General features: G+C 61.1%; 18 protein-coding genes. 8 read left to right on the top strand and 10 right to left on the bottom strand.

The genetic code is table 11. The annotated features are described in order from the left end of the window. Position 1 precedes the first annotated feature (1 nt). From EJ576_RS23385 to EJ576_RS23370, 4 genes are all read right to left on the bottom strand, one after another. Positions 2-442: a CBS domain-containing protein gene (locus EJ576_RS23385; protein ID WP_028619602.1), complete on the bottom strand. Its 441-nt coding sequence runs from the start codon at positions 440-442 to the stop codon at positions 2-4. A gap of 129 nt (positions 443-571) precedes the next feature. After that, positions 572-2,521, bottom strand: a complete 1,950-nt coding sequence (locus EJ576_RS23380; RefSeq protein ID WP_126571244.1) for a DNA topoisomerase III — start codon at positions 2,519-2,521, stop codon at positions 572-574. 133 nt (positions 2,522-2,654) lie between these two features. After that, the gene (locus tag EJ576_RS23375; protein WP_028619603.1) at positions 2,655-4,280 is read right to left on the bottom strand and encodes an MFS transporter; all 1,626 of its coding nucleotides are present in this window, start codon (positions 4,278-4,280) and stop codon (positions 2,655-2,657) included. 65 nt (positions 4,281-4,345) lie between these two features. Beyond that, the gene (locus tag EJ576_RS23370) at positions 4,346-5,992 is read right to left on the bottom strand and encodes a GMC family oxidoreductase (RefSeq protein ID WP_123474217.1); all 1,647 of its coding nucleotides are present in this window, start codon (positions 5,990-5,992) and stop codon (positions 4,346-4,348) included. A gap of 129 nt (positions 5,993-6,121) precedes the next feature. Between EJ576_RS23370 and EJ576_RS23365 the strand changes: the two genes are divergently transcribed. Further along, complete coding sequence (locus EJ576_RS23365; RefSeq protein WP_123474216.1) at positions 6,122-7,012, top strand: LysR family transcriptional regulator; 891 nt, start codon at positions 6,122-6,124, stop codon at positions 7,010-7,012. 24 nt (positions 7,013-7,036) lie between these two features. On the opposite strand, the gene EJ576_RS23360 is transcribed toward EJ576_RS23365, so the two are convergent. From EJ576_RS23360 to EJ576_RS23345, 4 genes are all read right to left on the bottom strand, one after another. Next, positions 7,037-8,896 (bottom strand): DUF3857 domain-containing transglutaminase family protein, encoded by a 1,860-nt coding sequence (locus tag EJ576_RS23360; protein ID WP_126571243.1) that lies wholly within the window; start codon positions 8,894-8,896, stop codon positions 7,037-7,039. 147 nt (positions 8,897-9,043) lie between these two features. Continuing rightward, entirely contained in the window at positions 9,044-10,144 is a 1,101-nt protein-coding gene (locus tag EJ576_RS23355) for a DNA alkylation repair protein (RefSeq protein ID WP_126571242.1), read from the bottom strand. A gap of 34 nt (positions 10,145-10,178) precedes the next feature. Beyond that, positions 10,179-11,525: a glutamine synthetase family protein gene (locus EJ576_RS23350; protein ID WP_126571241.1), complete on the bottom strand. Its 1,347-nt coding sequence runs from the start codon at positions 11,523-11,525 to the stop codon at positions 10,179-10,181. 11 nt (positions 11,526-11,536) lie between these two features. Beyond that, positions 11,537-12,094 carry a helix-turn-helix domain-containing protein gene (locus EJ576_RS23345; RefSeq protein ID WP_010211306.1) on the bottom strand — a complete coding sequence of 186 codons (558 nt, stop codon included), beginning with the start codon at positions 12,092-12,094 and terminating at the stop codon, positions 11,537-11,539. On the opposite strand from EJ576_RS23345, the gene EJ576_RS23340 reads away from it, so the two are divergent. The 3 genes from EJ576_RS23340 to EJ576_RS23330 all read left to right on the top strand — a co-directional run bounded on the left by EJ576_RS23340 (position 12,093) and on the right by EJ576_RS23330 (position 14,228). Further along, positions 12,093-12,509: a DUF4440 domain-containing protein gene (locus tag EJ576_RS23340; protein WP_252993916.1), complete on the top strand. Its 417-nt coding sequence runs from the start codon at positions 12,093-12,095 to the stop codon at positions 12,507-12,509. The two genes, EJ576_RS23345 and EJ576_RS23340, sit on opposite strands and share 2 nt — an antisense overlap. A gap of 140 nt (positions 12,510-12,649) precedes the next feature. Beyond that, positions 12,650-12,958 (top strand): RcnB family protein, encoded by a 309-nt coding sequence (locus EJ576_RS23335; protein ID WP_126571240.1) that lies wholly within the window; start codon positions 12,650-12,652, stop codon positions 12,956-12,958. A 76-nt stretch (positions 12,959-13,034) separates the two neighbouring features. Beyond that, positions 13,035-14,228, top strand: coding sequence for an MFS transporter (locus tag EJ576_RS23330; RefSeq protein ID WP_126571239.1), 1,194 nt, complete (start codon positions 13,035-13,037; stop codon positions 14,226-14,228). Here EJ576_RS23330 and EJ576_RS23325 read toward each other — a convergent pair. Next, positions 14,191-14,463: a DUF1652 domain-containing protein gene (locus EJ576_RS23325; RefSeq protein ID WP_028619612.1), complete on the bottom strand. Its 273-nt coding sequence runs from the start codon at positions 14,461-14,463 to the stop codon at positions 14,191-14,193. The genes EJ576_RS23330 and EJ576_RS23325 overlap by 38 nt on opposite strands. Positions 14,464-14,563: 100 nt before the next feature. Beyond that, positions 14,564-16,060, bottom strand: a complete 1,497-nt coding sequence (locus EJ576_RS23320; protein WP_123474212.1) for a PAS domain S-box protein — start codon at positions 16,058-16,060, stop codon at positions 14,564-14,566. A gap of 173 nt (positions 16,061-16,233) precedes the next feature. Between EJ576_RS23320 and EJ576_RS23315 the strand changes: the two genes are divergently transcribed. The 4 genes from EJ576_RS23315 (at position 16,234) to EJ576_RS23300 (ending at position 20,320) form a co-directional block, all read left to right on the top strand. Continuing rightward, the gene (locus EJ576_RS23315) at positions 16,234-17,202 is read left to right on the top strand and encodes a hypothetical protein (RefSeq protein ID WP_126571238.1); all 969 of its coding nucleotides are present in this window, start codon (positions 16,234-16,236) and stop codon (positions 17,200-17,202) included. A gap of 85 nt (positions 17,203-17,287) precedes the next feature. Further along, entirely contained in the window at positions 17,288-18,091 is an 804-nt protein-coding gene (locus EJ576_RS23310) for an AraC family transcriptional regulator (protein WP_122724295.1), read from the top strand. A gap of 649 nt (positions 18,092-18,740) precedes the next feature. Further along, the gene (locus EJ576_RS23305) at positions 18,741-19,559 is read left to right on the top strand and encodes an ABC transporter ATP-binding protein (protein ID WP_126571237.1); all 819 of its coding nucleotides are present in this window, start codon (positions 18,741-18,743) and stop codon (positions 19,557-19,559) included. Further along, the gene (locus EJ576_RS23300; RefSeq protein WP_126571236.1) at positions 19,556-20,320 is read left to right on the top strand and encodes an ABC transporter permease; all 765 of its coding nucleotides are present in this window, start codon (positions 19,556-19,558) and stop codon (positions 20,318-20,320) included. The genes EJ576_RS23305 and EJ576_RS23300 overlap by 4 nt, the downstream gene beginning before the upstream one ends. The last annotated feature ends 15 nt before the right edge of the window (positions 20,321-20,335 follow it).

Raw genomic sequence — 20,335 nt, 5'->3', positions numbered from 1 at the left:
CCTATTCGCCGCGGATGTACTGCTCCAGCTGTTTGATCAGGTCAGCCTGGTCGGCAATGGCTTCTTTTACCAAGTCACCGATGGAGAGCAGGCCCAACAGTTTGCCGTCTTCGACCACCGGCAGGTGGCGCAGGTGACTGTCGGTCATGATGTTCATGCACTCATCGACCTTTTTATGGGTGTCGACGGTGATCACCGGCGAGCTCATCACCTCATGCACCTTTGTGGTGACCGACGACAGCCCCTTGAGCATGATTTTGCGGGCGTAATCACGTTCGCTGATGATGCCTACCACCACGTCATCCTGGACGACCGGCAAGGCCCCGACGTTTTTCTCGGACATCCTGACCAGTGCTTCAAACACGGTGTGGTCGTGTTTGATGACATGGACTTCCTGGTTTTTCTTGTCCTTGGCTTTGAGCACTTCTGCAACGGTTTTCATGGCGGCCACTCCGGTTTTTGTTAATTAGTCAGGCTCCCCTTACAGAATCCTAGACGGCCCGCGCGGCGGCAAGGTCCAAAGCGGCGTTAAACCCGTCGAAAAACGTCATTCGCCGGTTTTTTTCGCGATTTACCCCGCAGTAGTCGGCTTTTTCGTCCGTTTAGGGCTGGCTGCAGTCTTGCGTGGCGCGCTCTTGCGTTTCTTTTTCCACGGCGCGGCGCCTCGGCCCGCCGGGCTGGCGGGGCCGGTGATGGTCATGCGCATGCCATTGCAACGTGCCACTTGCTTGCTCATCCAGGCCGCCTGTTTGGCCACGAATTCCTCCAGGCTCATTTCACCGCTTTGCACCATATCCAGCGCCTGCTCCCAGATCGCCGTGGTGCCGGGGTCTGCGATAGCGCGGGGCACGGCGTCGATCAGGCTGAACGCTGCCGGGGTGGCCGACAGCGCCTTACCGTTCTTCACCAGGTAGCCACGGTCCAACAGGCCCTGGATGATGCCGGCGCGGGTGGCTTCGGTGCCGATGCCGGTGGTGTCCTTGAGCTTTTGCTTGAGCAGCGGGTCTTCCACCAGCTTGGCGACGTTTTTCATCGCCTTGATCAGGTCGCCTTCGGTAAAGGGCTTGGGTGGTTGGGTCCACAGGTCCTTGAGGTTGACCTTGGCCACGGCATAGTCCTGGCCCTGTACCAATGCCGGCAACGCTTGTGGGGCTGGCGCTTCACGCCCTTTGGCTGGCGCCAAGGCTTCGGGCAGGGCGCGTTTCCAGCCCGGGTCGATCACCACTTTGCCCACCGCGCGCAACGCTTGCCCCGCGCAGTCGAAATCCGCCTGGGTGCGGTCGTATTCATGGTTGGGCAGGAACTGCGCCAGGTAGCGTGCACGAATCAAGGTGTAGACCGCACGGTGCTTGCCGGTGAGTTGCCCCACATCCTTGCCGGCGCCGGTCGGGATGATGCCGTGGTGGGCACTGACCTTGGCGTCATTCCACGCCCGCGAGCGACGCTGCGGGTCGATATGCGGCATCAATTCGTTCACCGCACTATCGGCGCGGGCGATGGCAGCAAGAATCTTCGGCGCGTCGCTGTGCTGGCTCAGAGGCAGGTAGCCGCAATCACTGCGAGGGTAGGTGATGACTTTATGGGTTTCATACAGCGACTGGGCGATATCCAGGGTTTCTTGGGCACCAAGGCCGAGCTTCTTGGAGCAGATTTCTTGCAGGGTGCCGAGATCGAATGGCAGGGGCGCGACTTCACGCATGCGTTCGGTACGCAGTTTTACCAGCCTTGCGGTGGCGGCGTTGCCCATGGCGTCGGCAGCGTCTCGTGCCAGTTGCGGGTTGAGGCACCGGCCCTGGTCATCACAGGTATCTTCGGCCGCACGCCACTGGGCGGTGAACGTCATGCGTTCGTGGCGCAGGTCGACATCGATGGCCCAGTACGCCACCGGCACAAAATCGGCAATGCTGCGGTCGCGGTCCACCACCAGGCGCAAGGTCGGCGTTTGCACCCGTCCCACGGGCAACACGCCTTGGTAACCGGATTGGCGTCCCAACAAGGTAAACAGGCGACTCATGTTCATGCCGATAAGCCAGTCGGCGCGGGAACGGCCCAGGGCCGAGTGGTACAGGCTGAAGGTCTCGGCGCCGGGCTTGAGGGTTGCCAGGGCCTTTCGGATGGAGGCGTCGTCCAGCGCCGACAGCCACAGTCGCTTGATCTGCCCGCGATAGCGGCAATGTTCCACCAGCTCGCGGGCGATCATCTCGCCTTCGCGATCGGCGTCGGTGGCGATCACCAGTTCTTGAGCCTCTCCCAGCAAACGCTTGACCGCCTTGAACTGGCTGGCGGTCTTGGGCTTGACGCGCATCTTCCATTTTTCCGGGACGATGGGCAGGTCGGCCAGCACCCAGCGTTTGTACTTTTCGTCGTAAGCGTCGGGCGGCGCGGTTTCCAGCAGGTGGCCGATGCACCAGGTAACCGTGACGCCATTGCCCAGCCAGCAGCCATCGCCTCTGCGACTGGCGCCGAGTACGGCCGCAATATCCTTGGCCTGGGAAGGTTTTTCACAGAGGTACAGCCGCATGCTCAGCCCGTTCGTTACGCCATTGAATGAAGAGCAGAATGGGCAAAAGAAGGGATTTGATCAACTATTATCTGTATGGATGTACAGCAATTTGTGTGCGCCCCCGTCCGGCAAGGGAAAGGGGCGCCTTCAGTCAGTTGTTATCAATATCCACATGCCGCGTTTCTTTGAGGCAGAACAGCCCCACGATCAGGCTCACACCGGTCACCACCACCGGATACCACAGGCCGTAGAAGATATCGCCGGTGTACACCACCAGCGCGAACGACACGGTCGGCAGGAACCCGCCAAACCATCCGTTACCGATGTGGTAGGGCAGGGACATCGAGGTGTAGCGGATGCGGGTCGGAAACAACTCCACCATCAACGCAGCCAGAGGGCCGTAGCACATGGCGGCAATCAGGATCAGCGCCACGATCAGCACCACCACCATGGTCTTGTTGACCTGGGCCACATCTGCCGATGACGGATAACCGGCCAGGGTCACGGCGCCGCGCAGGGCTTTTTCGTCAAACCCGTCGATGCGTACGTCACCTACGCTCACCTGCACCGGGCTGCCGGCCGGTGCAGCGGCGCTGCTGTAGGGCAGGCCCTGCTTGACCAGGAAGGTCTTGACCTTGTCGCACGGGCTGTCGAATTTGGCCTTGCCCACCGGATCGAACTGGAAGGTGCAGGTCGCCGGGTCGGCCAACACGGTGATCGGGGCCTGGTGACTGGCCTGGTCCATCGCCGGGTTGGTGTAGTGCGCCAGGCTCTTGAAGATCGGGAAGTACAGCGCGGTCGCCAGCAGCAGGCCGAGCATCAGCACCGGCTTGCGGCCCACCTTGTCTGACAGCCAGCCGAAGAAGATAAAGAACGGCGCGCCGATCACCACGCTGATGATCAGCAGCATGTTGGCCAGGGCCGGGTCCATTTTCAGGAACTGGGTGAGGAAGAACAGCACATAGAACTGCGCCGCGTAGAAGGTCACCGCCTGGCCGCCGTTGATGCTGAACAGGGCGATCAGCACGATCTTGAGGTTTTCCCATTTACCAAACGAATCGCGGATCGGCGACTTGCTGGACTTGCCTTCCTCTTTCATTTTCAGGAACGCCGGCGACTCATGCAGGCTCATGCGAATCCAGGTGGAAATACCCAGCAGCACGATGGAGAACAGGAACGGAATGCGCCAGCCCCAGACTTCGAACTGGTCACCGGTGAAGTAACGGCAGGCCAGCACCACCAGCAGTGACAGCAGCAGGCCGAGGGTCGCGGTGGATTGAATCCAGCTGGTGTGGAAGCCGCGTTTGCCGGCTGGCGCATGTTCCGCCACGTAGGTCGCTGCGCCGCCGTATTCACCGCCCAGCGCCAGGCCTTGCAGCATGCGCAGCACGATCAGGATGATCGGTGCCGCTATGCCGATGCTGGCGTAGGTCGGCAATAGCCCGACACAGAAAGTCGCCACGCCCATCAAGATGATAGTGACGAGGAAGGTGTATTTGCGCCCGATCATGTCGCCCAAGCGGCCAAACACCAGCGCGCCGAACGGTCGCACCACAAAGCCGGCCGCAAAGGCCATCAAGGCAAAGATGAACGCCGTGGTGTCGTTGACCCCAGCAAAGAACTGCTTGCTGATCACCGCCGCGAGGGCGCCGTAGAGGAAGAAGTCATACCATTCGAACACCGTCCCCAGGGACGAGGCGAAGATGACCTTCTTTGAGTCGTTGCGGGTGATGACGGTGTTGACCGCCGAACCCAGGGGTTGAGCATGTTCTGACATCGGGTAGCCCTCACAGTGATTATTTATTGTTGTTCCACTGTCGGCGCCAAGTCTGGCGCCGCTATTCAGATTGCATGAACCAGTTCTTTCTCCGGGGCGAGACTCCTTGTATTCGGCGAAAGGATCAGCTGCGCGGCCTTCTCCGCGATCATCAGCGTAGGTGAACAGGTGTTGCCGGACGTGATGCGCGGCATGACAGAGGCATCGGCGATGCGCAAACCAGGCACGCCATGCACCCGCAGTTGCGCATCCACCACCGCGTCTTTATCGCTGCCCATGCGGCATGTGCCAACCGGATGAAAGATAGTAGTACCGATACGCGCGGCGGCTTCATGCAATTCGTCTTCGGTTTGCAGCGAATCGCCTGGCAGGTATTCCACCGGCTTGAACTGGCTCAGCGCCGGGGCGGCGACGATACGACGTGTCAGGCGGATCGCATCAGCGGCCACCCGCAAATCTTCCGGATGGCTGAGGTAATTGGGGCGGATCAGCGGTGCATCCGCTGGGTTGGCCGAGCGAATGTCGATGCGTCCGCGACTTTGCGGGCGCAAGTCGCAGACCGATGCGGTAAACGCCGGGAATGCGTGCAGCGGTTCGCCAAAACGCTCAAGTGACAGCGGCTGCACGTGGTATTCGAGGTTGGCCGAGGTCTGTTCCGGACCCGAGCGGGCGAATGCGCCGAGCTGGCTGGGCGCCATCGACAATGGGCCGCTGCGGTCATACAGGTAGCGCAGGCCCATGCCCATCTTGCCCCATAGCGTGCCGGCGATCTGGTTGAGGGTGCGGGCGTTTTCCAGTTTGTAGATCAGCCGCAGTTGCAGGTGGTCCTGCAAGTTGCCACCAACGCCCGGCAGTTCGTGCAGTACGTCGATGCCCAAGGGTTTGAGCACACTGGACGGACCGATTCCCGAACGCTGCAAGATGCCTGGCGACCCCACGGAGCCGGCGCACAGGACGATCTCCTTGCGTGCCTTCCAGCTCATCTGCTGGCCCTGCTGGCGTCCGATTACCTGGGAGGCGCGGCCGTTTTCCAGCAGTACGCGGTCGACCTCCACTTCGGTCAATACTGTCAGGTTGGGGCGTTGACGGACCGGCTTGAGGAACGCCTTGGCCGCATTCCAGCGCACGCCAGCCTTCTGGTTGACCTGGAAGTAGCCGCAGCCTTCATTGTCGCCCTGGTTGAAGTCATTGATGTTGGCAATACCACTTTGCGCTGCCGCATCACGGAAAGCATCGAGGATCGGCCAGTGCAGGCGCTGCTGTTCGACGCGCCATTCACCGCCATCGCTGTGGAATTCCGAGCCGCCGGCAAAATGGTTTTCGCTCTGCTTGAACAGCGGCAGCACGTCTTTCCAGGCCCAACCCGCATTGCCTTCTGCGGCCCAGCCGTCGTAATCCTGGGCCTGGCCGCGCATGTAGATCATGCCGTTGATGGAGGAGCAGCCGCCAAGCACCTTGCCCCGTGGGTAACTCAGCGCACGGCCTTGCAAGCCTTCCTGGGCTTCGGTCTTGAAACACCAGTCGGTGCGTGGGTTGCCGATGCAGAACAGGTAGCCGACGGGAATGTGGATCCAGGGGTAGTTGTCACGGCCGCCGGCTTCAAGCAGCAGCACGCGGTGGGCAGGGTTGGCGGACAGTCGATTGGCCAGCAGGCAGCCCGCGGGGCCGGCGCCTACGACGATGTAATCGTATTCAGCAGTTGCAATGGGCATCTGAGGCCTCGCTTGTTTTTCTTATTGGCTCCATCCTAGTTGTTAGTTTTCGTCTTAAAAATGTTAGTTTTTACCCAGCTGCTGTGCGTTTTTAAACAGCGTGGTCGAGTTTCATGCAATGGAGGCGTCATGTTCGACTGGAACGACCTGCGGTATTTTCTGGAGCTGCAGCGCAGCGGCCGCTTGCTCACCGCCGCGCAACGTCTGAAAACCACGCATGCCACCGTGGCCCGGCATATCGAGGCGATCGAGAAAAGCCTCGGCACCGCGCTGTTCGTGCAGCATGCCCAGGGCTACGAACTGACGCCGGCCGGCGAAGCGCTGCTCAAGCACGCCGAAGCCATGGAAAACGTCGCGCTGTTGGCCGAAGACGAACTGACCCACTCCGCCGCGCCCTTGGGCAAGATCCGCCTCGGCGTGGCCGAAGGCTTGGGCGTGATGTTCCTGGCCAGTCGCATGGGTGGGCTATTTGATCGCTACCCCGGACTGGAAGTGGAATTGGTGGCGGTGCCACGCTTTGTCAGCATTCTCAACCGCGAAGCGGAGATCAGCATCCACCTCGAACGCCCCAGCGTCGATCAACTGGTCACCCGCAAACTCACCGACTACCGCCTGGCCCTCTACGCCAGCCGTGCCTATCTGGACCGCAACCCACCGATCGAAAAGCGCGAAGACCTCGCCGCGCACGCGTGGATCGATTACGTGGACGACTTGCTGTTCAGCCAGGAACTCAAATTCCTCAGCAGCTTCTGCCGCAACCCCAAGGTGGTGTTCCACAGCACTAGCGTGATTGCCCAGCACCAAGCCGCGCGCTCCGGGTTGGGGATTGCGGTGCTGCCGTGCTTCATGGCGTCGGGCGATCCGGACTTGGTGCCATTGCTGCCGGGTGAGGGAATCCAGCGCAGCTACTGGATCAGTTCGCGCCGGGAGTTGCACAAATCGGTGCGACTGCGGGTGTTGTGGGATTACGTGGTGGAGTTGTGCGCGCGGGAGCAGGGGTTGTTGTTGGGCGAGGCCTGATGCCAGGCCTGCCCAACAGAGGGGTTAGAGTTTCACCACCTGATGCACCTGCTCCGCGCAAGCCCGTGCATCCTCAATCATTTTCCCGAACGCCTTGCTGACAATCTCATCACGGCTCAACCAACGCACCTTCTGGCTCAGGCGATAGTGATAACGCAGCCCGCCATTCTCCTGCGAACCCTGCAGGTCCAAGTCATACCACGGCGAACGCACCTGGCAACCCGGGATGGTTTTTTCCATCCGCCCGCCGCTCAGGGTGATGCTGTAGTCATGGGTTTGCGGGTTGCCCAGATCAAGCTCGGCCTGCTGCCCTTGGCGGCGGTAGTTGATAAAACCATCCCAACGACTCTTGAGCGATTCATCGCTATATACGTAGTCATTCGCCAGCTTTTCCAGCGCACGCTGATCATTCATTTTGGCCGTGACGGTATAGCCGTCATGCACCACAAAGCCGGTGGCCGGGCGAGTGATCTGGCAGTCGCTGATCTCGTTGCCGAAGTTGGCGCAGATGTCCTGGTCGGTGGCGGTGCTGCCTTGCTGGCGGTCGGCGACGCTCAGTTGCATCAGCGGCAGGCGACTGAAGGTGATCGTGGCCTGGGTCGCGCCGTTGCCTTGTTTGTCGTAGTGCACCTGTTTGTCCAGGCGCAGGGTGGTTTCGGGGCGTTCCAGCGGGATATGTTCCTCGCGCACCTGACCCTGGGCGTCGTTGACCAGCACCCAGCGGTCCTGGATATCGGGCATGACCTGGCCGGGGGCGAACACCGGGTTGGTCGGGTCGAGCCACCACACCTGGCCGTCCACTTCGGCGCGCACGATGGCGTGGTTCGGCGCCTGGGTGCCGGGGATCAGTAGCGACTCGACCACATCGCCCCGGCTGACCCAGGCGGTCTCGGCCTTGATGCCACTGGCCTTGAGCAAGGCGGTCAGCAGGATTGCCAGGTCCTTGCAGTCGCCATAACCGTGTTGTTCGATTTCAGCGAGGTTGAAGGGCACGTAGCCGCGCTCTGTCGCCCGCCAATCACCCAGGTAGCGATAGTGATCGTTGATGTGCTGCATCAATGCCGCGACCTGTTCGGCCGGCGCCAAACCGCGCACGGCAACCACGGCGGCAGCAGCTTGTGGCGGCAGGTTGGCACCGAGGATCTGGTTGTAGCGCTGCGCGAACGCCCCGAAGTACGCCTGGCGCTCCAGGGCGCTGCCCATCTCGATCCGTGGGATGCGCAGCAACGCGGCGTTGGAGGCTTCGTTGATGTAGTTGAGGTAGGTCGGAGCCTTTTGCACCACGTCCAGGGTCTTGCCATTCTGCGACGGCGTTACGCTGAAACCCTCGAACAGTTCGCTGCGCCACTGGATGGGGCGCTCGGCAGTAAAACGCGCCTTGAACCGGTCGCGCCGCGCCGGGCTGGCGCCGAATTTGAGTACGTAGTGAAACTGGGTCATCAAGGGTTTGGCGGCGTGGTGCTCGCGTACGGCGTAGCGAATCTGCGTGCCGACGCGCAGGTTGGGGAAGGCCAGCGAGGTCTGTTTGTTGCGGCTGAAGCCCTGGTCCGGATTGGGCGCGGTGCGGGTGTCGATCTGCGTCGCATCCAGCGCCACTGGCTTGGCGCCTGGCTGGGTGGACTGCGCGCTGATCACTTCAAAGGTGTCGCCTTCGGAATAATCAAAGTCGATGCGCGAGAGCATTTCGCGGCCGCTCGGCTTGAGGATCGTATAGCGGTAGGTGGTGGTGCAGTCGGTACTGGCGTCGCGGTTGAAGTGGCAGTGCAGCTCGGTGTCGCTGGCCAGTGGTGCTTCGGCCAGGGGTTGCAGCGCGGCAAACACGCCAGGAGCAACAAGCCCCAGGCTGATGGCAATCAGGGGGCGGTGAAACGAAAAACGGTACATGGGCGCCTCGGGTGACACATTGAAACAGCTACCCGGTGGGTAGCGAGAAGGCGCTGGATGATAATGGATCGCAACTGAGAAAGCCAGGATTGTTCGACGATTTATGTGGCTGAAAGGCCCGTTCTAGAGCCTTTTCTTTGATTTGTGTCAGTCGTTTCGCAGTTCGAAGTCGGCGCTGGCAAGCTTCTCGCCGTTGATCAGCACATGGACGACATGCTTGCCGGGGTAATGCTTACGCGTGGTCAACTCGCGGATATGTTGCTCACGTCGGATGCTGTGAAGTTCGCCAGCGCCGAGGGTAAACGCCTTGAGCTTGAACACCTTTGCGGCACTGTGGCCGGCGCTTTTCACGTAGTCGATGGCGTAGTCCACCACTAGTTTCTGTGGGGTAGTGGCGGTGGACTCCAGGCTGAACGACAGGTTGATGCGGTCGCCCAGCTTGATCACCGCCGGCGTGACCTGTAGGCGGTGGATCTTCACCTCGGCCTTGGCACCCGCACCCATAATCGTCAGGGCGCGGGTGTTGCCTTGCTTGATCAGGCTGCGCAGGGCGTGGCGGGCGATCCACGCGGTGTGCGGGTTATCCAGGTTCCAGCCTTCGATCAGACTGAGCACCCAGTCCGGGTGGTCCTTGGTGATGTCGTTGAGGTGGTTGGCCACGGACTTGCGTACGTAGAGGCTGTTATCGGCCTTGAGGTTGTCGAGGATCGATGCGCACAGCTCGGGGTTGGCCTGCACTTCGGCCAGCCGGAATGACCAAGGCAGGCGTGGACGTGAACCTTCGCTGGCCAGGCGGCGCACGTGTTCGTTGTCATCCAGCGACCAGGCTTGCATCACCGCCAGCGTGCGCGGGAAGTCGTGCAGCAGAAAGTGGCGTATGGCGAATTCGGCGGAACCAAAGGTGGTGAAGTATTTAAGAGCAGCCATGGAGCGCTTGAAGTCGTGCAACCCGTAACTTGCCACGAAATGCGGCAGGAACAGGCTGACAAACGCGCTGTTCAGGCGCGGTGCCAGGGCCTGCAGCAGCTTGAGGGTCTGCGGATAATCCAGCGGGATCACCGCGTGCAGGCTTTCGCTGACCCGCGCCATGCGCTGCATCACCGACAACTCGGCCAACCCGGCCTTGGCGTGCTTGAGGAAGCCCTTGGCGTCGAACGCCGGGTACACCGCTGTCATTTCATCGGCGATGTGTTGCAGGCGTTCGACGTTGAAGATTTCCTTGAGGGCCGGGGCGCTTTGGTCGGTCATCGGTGATTCCGGTGGCGGTTAGAGAAAGTGGCGGTTAGAGAAACCAGCGGTATTCCCGCGCGTGGATCTCTTGTTGGAAGGCCAAGTGATCCTGGCGTTTGTTTTCGCAGTACACGTCGACAAATTCGGCGCCCAGCTTATCGCGCAATACCGGTTGGTGCTGCATGGCACGTACCGCGTCGAGCATTTCCAGTGGGAAGTCGGTGCCACTGCTGCGATCTTCGTTCAGCGGGGCGATAGGTTCGCGCTTGGCTTCCAGGCCGTGCTCCAGGCCGACGAGGATCGCCGCCAGCACCAGGTACGGGTTGGCATCGGCACTGGCCAGCCGGTGCTCGATGCGCAGGTTGCGTGGGTCGGACTCGGGAATGCGAACGCACGCGTCACGGTCTTCAAAGCCCCAGCTGGCACGGGTGGCGGCGTTGACCGTACCGCCCAGGCGGCGAAAGGCGTTGTGGTTGGGCGAGAAGATCGGCATGCAATGGGGCAACAATTCCAGGCAGCCGGCCACAGCGTGCCGCAGCGGTTGCTGCTGGTGCGCCGCCAGCAGGTTATTGCCAGCGCCGTCATACAGGCTGACATGCACATGCATGCCGCTGCCGGGGTATTGCAGGTACGGCTTGGCCATGAAGCTGGCGCGGTAACCGTGCTTGAGCGCCACGCCACGGGTGCTGCGGCAGAACAGGGCGGCCCAGTCGGCGGCGCGCATGCCATCGTCGAGGTGGCCGAAGTTGATCTCGAACTGGCCGGGGCCGATCTCGGCAGTGATCACCGTGATGTCGATGCCCTGGTCCTTGGCAGTTTGCGCCATGTCGTCTAGCACATCGCCGAAGCGCGACAGCCGTTCGATATGCAAGTTGGGCTGGTCGTCGGGGTCATCGCTCAGTGGGTCACGGGCGAATTGCGGCAGGCCGTTGTCGAGCTTTTTGTCGAACAGGTAGAACTCCAGTTCAAACGCCACCACCGGGTGGATGCCCTTGTGCTGGAGGCGCTCGAGCACCTTGGCCAGCACTTCTCGGGGTTCGAATTCGATGGGCGCTTCGGTGCCGTCCGAGGTGATCAGCATCTGGCCGAGGGGCTGCGACTCCCAGCTCACTGGCTTGAGCGTGCCTGGCACCAGGCGGCGGTTGGCATCCGGGTCGCCGTCGTTGAAGCAGTAATCACCAATCTTGAACAGACCGCCCTGAACCCCCAGCAGCACGGCGTTCTGCGGTAGCTTCAGCGGGCTGCCGGCGGCGACTTTTTCCAGCATCTCGATGGGGTAGCGCTTGCCGTAGAAGTGCCCGGGAATGTCCAGGGCGATCAGGTCGACGTAGCGCACATCGGGATGGTTCTGGCGAAAGGTCCGTACTTCGGCCAGTAACGTGGAGGCATGGCTTTTCACGGGTGCAACTCCTAGTTGTAAACCCACAACACGCGGGCGGGCAGGTCGGTCAGGTTGGCGTAGCGGCAATGGGCGAAGCTGGCCAGGTGAAAGCTGTCGCCTGGGCCGAGGGTGACCGAGTCGGCCTCACCCTCGACCCACAGGGTCAACTCGCCCTCCAGCACAAAGCCGGCCTGCTCGGCGCGATCACTCATGGTTTGTTCGCCACTGTTGGCACCGGGAGCCAACAGGCTGTCGAGCATCGAGAACGCGCCGTTCATGCTCGGTGAAACGAGGATGTCGGTGATGCCATTGGCGTAATACACCGTGCGCCGCTCGTTGGGGCGGGTGATCCAGTCCACGGCCTTGGGTTTGGGCTGGCTGTAGAAATAGGTGGTGGGTACGTCGAGGGCGTGGCTGATGGCGGTCAAATCCGCCACGGTTGGGCGTGACAAACCGCGCTCGACCTGGGACAGGAAACCCACCGAACGCTCGATTTTTTGAGCCAACTGCGCGAGGGTGAGCTTCTTGTGCTTGCGCAGGTCGTGGATGAGTGCGGCGAGGGTGGCGAGTTCTTCTTGTGGGGTCATGAAATTTATTTCGATAAATTTCATGAAAAATTACAGGATTTATTTCATGGAGGCAATGAGCATGGATTTACACGCGCACTTGTTCGGGCTGGAACAGGCACTACAGCAAAGCGCGACCCGTTCGGATACAAGGCAGTTGGCACGATTGCTGGCCGATGATTTTGTTGAGTTCGGCGCCAGCGGCCATGTGTGGGGCAGCAAGGCCGAGGTGATCGACGGGCTGCAGGATGAGGTGTTTTCTGCGCGCAGCATGACCGAGTTCGTGGTGAAAATGCTGAGCGAGCACGTGGCGTTGGTCACCTATCGCTGTCACCGGAGCGGAGTCGGGACCTCGTTGCGCAGCTCGGTATGGCGGGCAGAAGAAGGGCAGTGGCAGATGGTGTTCCATCAAGGCACACCCTTGGCAGTTGATTAGCCATTGCTGTGGCGAGGGGGCTTGTTACCGCTGGGCCATGAAGCGGCCCCAACCCATTGGGGCAGTGAGAGGCCCGATGGAATGATCACGCATCGCAGCGGTCCGAACCTGGGTACGCATCATTCATTGAAGGAGCACCCATGAAAGCCAAATCCCTGATTGCCAGCCTGCTGGTCGCCACAAGCTTGTCCACCGCCAGCTTTATCGTGCAGGCCGGTGACACCCCCCAGGAAACCGTGCAACCTTCGAGCATCAACACCCGCGACCTGAAAGAGGGTGATCGTGCGCCGGACATGCTGATGCGCAAGGAATCGGCCGTCAGCGACTGGAAAAAGCGCGGCCTCAAGCAGCCTGAGGAAGACAGCCAATGGACGCGGGTAGGCGATAAATTCGTGCTGCTCAAGACCACCAACGGCACCATTCTCGAGATCACCCCCGTCAAGAAATGACCGTGTCTGTAGTGCCTGCCCTGGGTTAAGGTAACCGGCCATAGACGCCGCGTTACCTTCGACGATCGAGAGCAGGATGCTTGCCACAATAAGAAACTACCCCCGCACCGTAAACCTGCTGCTCTCGGCCACGCTCATGCTGACGCTGGCCAAGGCCATCACCTTTCCCTACCTGGTGATTTACCTTACCCACCGCTTTGCCCTCGACATCACCCAGGTTGGCCTGGTCATCGGCAGCTCGCTGATCGTCGGCTCATTGCTCAGCGTGTATGGCGGTTTCCTTGTCGACCGCATCAACAGCTACCGGCTGTTACTGGGGCTGAGTGCGCTGTTTGTACTGGGTTTTATCGGCACGGTGCTGGTGCAGCATTTCTGGGTGTTCTATGCCTGCCTGATCCTGATCAACCTCGCGTACGCGGTGATCGATATCGCCGTCAAAGCCGGCTTTGCCAGCCTGTTGCCCGAAGAGGCGCGCAGCGAAGTGTTTTCCATCAAGTACACCCTGACCAATGTCGGTTATGCCGTGGGGCCTTTTTTCGGGGCGATGATTGCCAAGTTGGATATCAGCTTGCCGTTCATCCTCTCGGCGCTGTTAGGGGTGGTTTTTTTCCTGCTGTATTGGCGCTGGGGCGACCGTACCCTGACCACCGTGGATGCCACGCAAAAGCCGGTGCCGTTCCTCGCCGTCGGCCGGGTGCTCTTACGGGATCACCGTTTGGTCTGCTTCACCCTCGGCGGCGTGCTCAGTGCGGTGGTCTTCGGCCAGTTCACCGCGTGGCTGTCGCAATACCTGGTGACCACCACCACGGCCGAATACACCTACACCGTGGTCAGCGCCGTGCTGAGCACCAACGCGGTGCTGGTGATTGCCCTGCAGTACGTGATCGGGCGGCGTATTTCGCACCGCTACCTGGGCCAATGGCTGATCGCGGGGCTGGGCATGTTTCTGCTGGGAGTCGTCGGGTTCGCGCTGTCCACCAGCGTGTTGTGGTGGGTGCTGGCGATGGCGGTGTTCACGGTGGGGGAGATCATCGTGTTTCCGGCCGAGTACATGTTTATCGACCGCATCGCCCCGGACCACCTGCGCGGCATGTACTACGGGGCGCAGAACCTGTCCAACCTGGGTGCCGCGTTGGGGCCGGTGTTGTGTGGGCTGGTACTGGCCAGCCTGCCGGCCTACTACATGTTCTACATGCTGGGGGCGTTCATCGTCGCAGGCGGGATATTTTATTTCATTGGTGCGTCGTTGAAGGCAAGTCATCCAGCGTGAGCTTGCCCATGGTGTTGCTCTGCAGTTCGTAGCGCAATTCTTCCACCATCTTTTCGACTTCTTGCGGGGTCTGCAGTCGATTCGTGCTGATCCCGGTCACCACCAGGTCCACACGGCCGGTCTCGGCGTCGTAGACCTTGAGGGTCAGGGACGCGTCCCGGCACAGGGTGAATTCACACGTCAGCGGCGACAGGCCTTCTTCGATGCAATTTCGCAGTTGAGAGAGGGTAAACATGCGGGTTCCTTCAGGCATAAGTTCGATGCTTGAAGGTTATGGCGTGCTGCCCGCTGCAATAAGGCGAATTCGCACTAAGTGCACTAGTGCATTTGTACTTTCACGGCCTATTCTTGAGGCGCAACTCACCGGCAAACAGCCCGCGTTCACGGGCCCAGACGATCGCCGCACTGCGGCTGTGCACTCCCAGTTTCGAGTACACCGTGGCCACATGGTTACGCACCGTGTTGGGCGCCAGTTTCAAGCGCGAAGCGATCTCCTTGTCAGCCAGGCCTTCGCAGATCAGCCCCAGCACATCGCGCTCTCGGGCGGTGAGGTCGGTGAAGGCGATATTGGGTTGGCTGGGGCTGTTGACGCTCTTGGCGTTGGCCAGTTTTTCGATGAGGGTCTGGCTGAACCAGGAGGCGTCCTGCATCACTTCTTCGATGGCCGCCACCAGTTCCAGCTCCGAGCGTTTGCGTTCGGTGATGTTCATCATCACCAGCAGATAGCAGGGCACGTCCTGGATGATCACCGTGTCGGCGGAGACCACGCAGTCGATCACCTCGTTGCCTTTCTTGCGCACCTTGAGGTCCTGGCCGTCGAGGTTGCCGGCTTTTTCCAGGTTGGCGAACAACTGCGCGGCCGCCTGCGGGCTGTCGATAAAGTCGATGTCTTCGATGGATTTGCCGATCAGTTCCTCGCTGATATAGCCGGTGATGCTCATGAAGGCTTCGTTGATGTCCACCACCTGGCGGTTGGCGGCGCTGCACACCAGGGTCGGCACCGGCGTCAGGCGGAACGATTTGGCGAAGCGCTCCTCACTCTGGCGCAGGGCGATTTCTGCCTTGCGCCGGGGCTCCAGGTCCATGAACGAAAACAGCATGCAGTCCTCTTCGTTCATGTCCAAAGGTTGGCCGGCAACGATCACCAGTTTGCTACCGCCCTCAGGCAGGCGCAGCTCGGCCTGCATCTGCGGGATGGTCGCGCCTTCGCCCAGGCGCTGGATGGCCAGGTCCTTGCGCTCGGCCTGTTCCAGCACGTCCAGCTCATAGACGGATTTACCGATGACCTGGTCGCGGTTGTAGCCGGTCATCTCCAGAAAGCCCTGGTTCACCTTGATGTAACGCAAGTCACTCAGGCGACAGATCACCGCCGGCGCCGGGTTGGCGTTGAAGGTTTTTTCGAAGCGCTGTTCGGCGCTGGCCCATTCGGTGGCGTCGCTGAGGATCAGCACCAGCAATTCCGGCTCACCGTGGGAGTCACTGATCACCAGGCTGCGCAGGCGATGGACCCAGGTTCTGTCGGTGTCGTCGGTGGGGGAAACTTCCACCACCACGTCACTGAACTCTTCGCCAGCGGCGACGCGGGCGAGGGGGTAGTTCTCCAACAGCACCGGGTGGTTGTTGCGATAGCGCAGGGCAAATCGTTCGGCGTAGGCCTGGGTATTGGCACCCAGTGCAGCGACGTCATCGATGCCGTGCATGTTCAGCGCAGCTTCGTTGGCCCAGAGGATGGTTTGGTCGACTTCCGCGAGGATGATGCCGTCGGATACCCCGGAGACAATCTGCTGCAGTTGGCGGCGGTTGGTTTCTTTGGCGAGGACATCCTGGGTCATGGTTTCTCCGGGTTTTAGACGCGTGGAATTACGACACCGGGGCTTCAGGATAGTGCAGACCAATTGCCTGGTGTGGGGTGCAAATGCACTATTCAGTCCGGTGCATTTGCGCGGGGACGAGCGGTACTTGGCTCGCCAGACTGAGGCGGTCAATAACGCAAAAAGGATCAATCATGACCCCTGTCTATGAAACCAACCGTTCGCCGTTTCGCGTGTCCTGGAGTGCGGTACTGGCCGGGAGTGCAGTTGCCCTGGTGAGTTACCTGGTGCTGAGTGTGTTGGGCACCGCCATCGGCGCCAGCGCCGTCGACCCCATGCAAGCCGGCAACCCCTTGAGTGGGTTCGGCACGGGCGCCGGGATCTGGCTGTTTGTCTCGACCCTGGTCGCTGTTGGTCTCGGCGCCTTTGTGGCCGGCCGCACGGCCCCTGATCGCGGCGGCCTGCACGGCGTGCTGACCTGGACCCTCACCACGCTGCTCACCACCTGGCTGCTGGCAGGCTTGGCCGCCAGTGTCGTCGGCACCGCCGGCAATGTGGTAGGTAAAGGCCTGTCGGCTGCCGGCAGCGGCATTGCTGCGGTAGCACCGGGCATTGGCGACAGCGTCAAGCAGCAGTTGAACGAGCAGGGCATCCAACTGGACTGGAACAGCCTGCAAGGCGAGCTGGACACCTTGCTCAAGCAAAGTGGCAAGCCTGAACTGGACCCGGCCAACGTCGAACAGAAAACCGACCAGGCCGCTGCCGATGGCAAGCAGTCGGCGACCGCCGCAGCCAGCAACCCTGCCCAGGCTGGCGATGCGTTGAAGCAATGGTTCGAACGCGTCAAGGCTTCCGGTGAGCCCGCGCTGAATGCAGCGGATAAAGACGCATTGGTCAATATCGTTGCGGCCCGCACCGGCAAGAGCAAGGAAGAAGCTACCCAGATCGTCGACAACTACGCCCAGGCCTATCAGCAGGCCATGCAAAAGGTTGATGAACTGAAGCAACAGGCCGAGCAGAAAGCCCGTGAAGCCGGCGAAGTCGCGGCCAAACAGCTCTCCCGTGCGGCCTGGAGCACCTTGGCCATGCTGTTGTTGGGCGCGGCCTTGAGCTTCCTGGTAGGGCGGATGGCCCTGACCACGCGCCGAGTGCCGTTGGCTTAACAATGCTTGCAGCAGGGACGCTGCTTTTCACTGGCACCAAACATGCTAGTGTCGGCATTCCAATACCCACCGGCAGTGCCTGGCGATGCGTGATATCTACAGCGTCTTCAATTCCAATGGCGCCTATGAAACCGGGGCCCATGCCCATGACGAGTTCATGCTCATGGTGCCCGAGCACGGCTTGCTGCGCTTCAAGGACGAAGACAGCGGGCGCAGCACCTCGGTGATCGACCGCCAATTCGTGCTGGTACCGCCGCAATGCAGCCATTCGTCCTCATCACTCACGGCCAGCCAGGGGCACTTGGCGTTCTACGTCGACCCTGACTACATGCGCTACGCCCTGCGTGACCTGTCCGGTGACGCCAATCGCCTGCTGCGCGTGCCCACCCTGGGCATCTGGCAAACCTCCGCGCCGCTGCACCATTTGCTGCTGGCGAAAAAAGCCTTCAGCCAACCCGACCCCTACGTAGATCGCCACCGCCAACTGGCCCAGGCCGATCACCTGTTGTTGCTCGAATGCCTGGCGATCTCCCTTAGCCAGCCGAGCTTGCAACGCTCTTCCACCGAGCGCCATGGCGCCATGTTGGTGCGCGATGTGAAAGCCTACGTGGAAGGCAATCTCGAGCATGCGCCAGGGCTGGATGACATTGCGGCGGTGTTCCATCTGTCCCGCCGACACCTGACCCGCCTGTTTGCGCAGCACACCGGTGAGACGGTGTTGGCCTATGTGCAACGGCTGCGCCTGGAACGGGCGCAAACCCTGCTGCGGCATACACGCCTGTCGGTGCTGGAGATCGCCAACAACGTCGGCTACGAATCGCCATCGCACCTGGCCCATGTGTTCCGCCGGGTGTTGGGCATCTCCCCGGATGAATGGCGCCGTAGCTGACACCAGCACAAACCACAATGCGAAGCGAGCCGTTCTTGATCGTGATCATGATTTTGATCTGGCTTTTGATCTGGCTTTTGATCTTAGGCGCCCCGTCAAACACGCTGGCCGGAATTCGACAGGGATTTGGGGGGTAAACCGGCAGGGATGCCGGTTTAGCCGCCCCGTGCCATGGATGGCGCGTGGCGGCGGCCCCCCAAATCACTGTCGGATTCCGGGCACACCGAGCCTAGGCGAGGTGCCGAGTGTTGGGGCAAGAGCGTTTTGCTTACTTTTGACTGGGCCGGCATTCCGGCTGTTCAAAAGTGAGCCGCCGTAAGGGCGGAACCCATGGCAGCCGTTACCTAAATAACGGATATGTACCCGGTCAGATCCAACATCCAGGTCGGCTGTCAGGCCGCCATCGCTGGCAAGCCAGCTCCTACAGTTAGATTGCGGTGTGAAAGTTAGATTGTGGTCGTCTGCCAGGCCGCCTTCGCAGGCAAGCCAGCTCCCACATTCGAGTCGGTTCCTCCAGGCGCAACCCCAATCACCGATGTCCCGATCCCGCGCATGATCCGGCCCGATCCCGTGCGCCACAAATCTATCATCCGTTCATCCTCTGCTCACCAACAACAGACAAGTCCGGCGTACCGGACGAGGAGGGGCGGTGAGCGCAAAACCCTTTATCCGTTTTTCAGGCGTGCAAAAAAGCTTCAAAGTCGAGGGCCGCCAGTTGGTGGCCGTGCGCAATGTGTCGCTGGAGGTCCAGCGTGGCGAAATCATCACCCTGGTCGGCCCCTCGGGCTGCGGCAAGTCCACCTTGCTCAACATGACCGCCGGGCTGTTCGGCCCCACGGTCGGCGAAGTGCACTACGACGGCGTTGAAGTCAAAGGCGTGAACACCCGGGTCGGCTACATGACCCAGGCCGATCACCTGCTGCCCTGGCGCACCGTGGCTGGCAATATCGCCGTGCCGTTGCAGATTCGTCGCGTGCCCAAGGCCGAGATCGAAGCACGGGTCGAGGAGCTGATGGCGCTGGTGGGCCTCACCGGTTTCGGCGAAAGTTACCCCAACCAGCTTTCCGGCGGCATGCGCAAACGCGCGGCCATGGCGCGCTTGATGGCCAGCGACCCGGAAACCCTGCTGATGGACGAGCCCTTCGGCGCCCTCGATGCGCAAATGCGCCTGACACTGCAGACCGAACTGCTGCGCCTGTGCCGCAAGCTCAACAAAACCGTGCTGTTCGTCACCCATGATGTCGACGAAGCCATTGCGCTCGCCGACCGCTGCGTGGTGTTCGCCGGTCGCCCAGGCACCATCGACCATGTGCTCGACATTTCCCTGAGCGGGGAACGCAACCTGGTGCAACTGCGCTCCGACGCACGCTACGTGGAACTCTGCGCCGAACTCTGGAAACGCTTGGCGCCCGACGTCGCCGGCGCGGCCGATCCCGCTTCATTGGCTCACTCGCTGGAGGTCGTATGATCCAGGTCTATCGCTTGCTGTTCCTGGTGTTCCTGATGCTGTTGTGGGAAGGCGTGTCGCGCTGGTTTGGCGTGGAGTTCTTCATCAGCCGCCCTTCGGCCGTGGCCCAGAGCCTGTGGAAAATCCTGCTCAATGGCGTGTTTTTCTACCATGCCGGCATCACTACCCTGGAGGCGGTGCTGGGCTTTTTCTTCGGCTCCCTCGCGGGCTTGATTGCAGGCCTTGTACTGGGTCGCGCCACGTTGCTGGCCGACATCCTCGATCCGTTTTTGACCGCGTTCTACAGCCTGCCGAAAGTGGCGCTGGCGCCGCTGTTCATCCTCTGGTTCGGTATCGGCTTGCCGATGAAAGTCATCCTCACCGCCGCGGTGGTGTTCTTCCTGGTGTTCCTCAACACCTACAGCGGCGTGCGCAACGTGTCCCGCGAGCAACTGACCATCCTGCGCTTGATGGGCGCCAAGGAGCGTGACCTGTTGACCATGGTGGTGATCCCCTCGGCCTTCACCTGGGTGTTCACCGGCCTGCGGTTGTCGGTGCCTTATGCGCTGATCGGCGCGCTGGTGGGCGAGATCATCGCGGCCAACCGTGGCCTGGGTTACCTGCTATCGGATGCAGCCTCGCAGTTCGACACCGCCGGCGTGTTTGCCGCTTTGGTTGGGATCATTGCTTTGGCGCTGATCCTGAACACGGCGGTGAAGGTGGCCGAAAGCAAGCTGATGCCGTGGAAAGCCAATGAAGCGGAACGTGAAGTCGCGGTTTAACCCCCTCTGGTTTGG

Source organism: Pseudomonas sp. C 49-2, from assembly GCF_003970195.1.
In the GTDB taxonomy this organism is placed as follows: Bacteria; Pseudomonadota; Gammaproteobacteria; order Pseudomonadales; family Pseudomonadaceae; genus Aquipseudomonas; species Aquipseudomonas canadensis.
The sequence above is the reverse complement of the archived record's forward strand: the minus strand, read 5'-3'. Positions and strand labels throughout refer to the sequence as shown.

Excerpts from the sequence above, each read along its gene's own strand:
- EJ576_RS23340 (WP_252993916.1), top strand. The coding sequence starts at position 12,093 with ATGAAATTTATTTCGATAAATTTCATGAAAAATTACAGGATTTATTTC.
- EJ576_RS23370 (WP_123474217.1), bottom strand. The coding sequence starts at position 5,992 with ATGCCCATTGCAACTGCTGAATACGATTACATCGTCGTAGGCGCCGGC.
- EJ576_RS23325 (WP_028619612.1), bottom strand. The coding sequence starts at position 14,463 with ATGTTTACCCTCTCTCAACTGCGAAATTGCATCGAAGAAGGCCTGTCG.
- EJ576_RS23335 (WP_126571240.1), top strand. The coding sequence starts at position 12,650 with ATGAAAGCCAAATCCCTGATTGCCAGCCTGCTGGTCGCCACAAGCTTG.
- EJ576_RS23300 (WP_126571236.1), top strand. The coding sequence starts at position 19,556 with ATGATCCAGGTCTATCGCTTGCTGTTCCTGGTGTTCCTGATGCTGTTG.
- EJ576_RS23360 (WP_126571243.1), bottom strand. The coding sequence starts at position 8,896 with ATGTACCGTTTTTCGTTTCACCGCCCCCTGATTGCCATCAGCCTGGGG.
- EJ576_RS23310 (WP_122724295.1), top strand. The coding sequence starts at position 17,288 with ATGCGTGATATCTACAGCGTCTTCAATTCCAATGGCGCCTATGAAACC.
- EJ576_RS23380 (WP_126571244.1), bottom strand. The coding sequence starts at position 2,521 with ATGCGGCTGTACCTCTGTGAAAAACCTTCCCAGGCCAAGGATATTGCG.
- EJ576_RS23385 (WP_028619602.1), bottom strand. The coding sequence starts at position 442 with ATGAAAACCGTTGCAGAAGTGCTCAAAGCCAAGGACAAGAAAAACCAG.
- EJ576_RS23320 (WP_123474212.1), bottom strand. The coding sequence starts at position 16,060 with ATGACCCAGGATGTCCTCGCCAAAGAAACCAACCGCCGCCAACTGCAG.
- EJ576_RS23345 (WP_010211306.1), bottom strand. The coding sequence starts at position 12,094 with ATGACCCCACAAGAAGAACTCGCCACCCTCGCCGCACTCATCCACGAC.
- EJ576_RS23315 (WP_126571238.1), top strand. The coding sequence starts at position 16,234 with ATGACCCCTGTCTATGAAACCAACCGTTCGCCGTTTCGCGTGTCCTGG.
- EJ576_RS23365 (WP_123474216.1), top strand. The coding sequence starts at position 6,122 with ATGTTCGACTGGAACGACCTGCGGTATTTTCTGGAGCTGCAGCGCAGC.
- EJ576_RS23375 (WP_028619603.1), bottom strand. The coding sequence starts at position 4,280 with ATGTCAGAACATGCTCAACCCCTGGGTTCGGCGGTCAACACCGTCATC.
- EJ576_RS23330 (WP_126571239.1), top strand. The coding sequence starts at position 13,035 with ATGCTTGCCACAATAAGAAACTACCCCCGCACCGTAAACCTGCTGCTC.
- EJ576_RS23355 (WP_126571242.1), bottom strand. The coding sequence starts at position 10,144 with ATGACCGACCAAAGCGCCCCGGCCCTCAAGGAAATCTTCAACGTCGAA.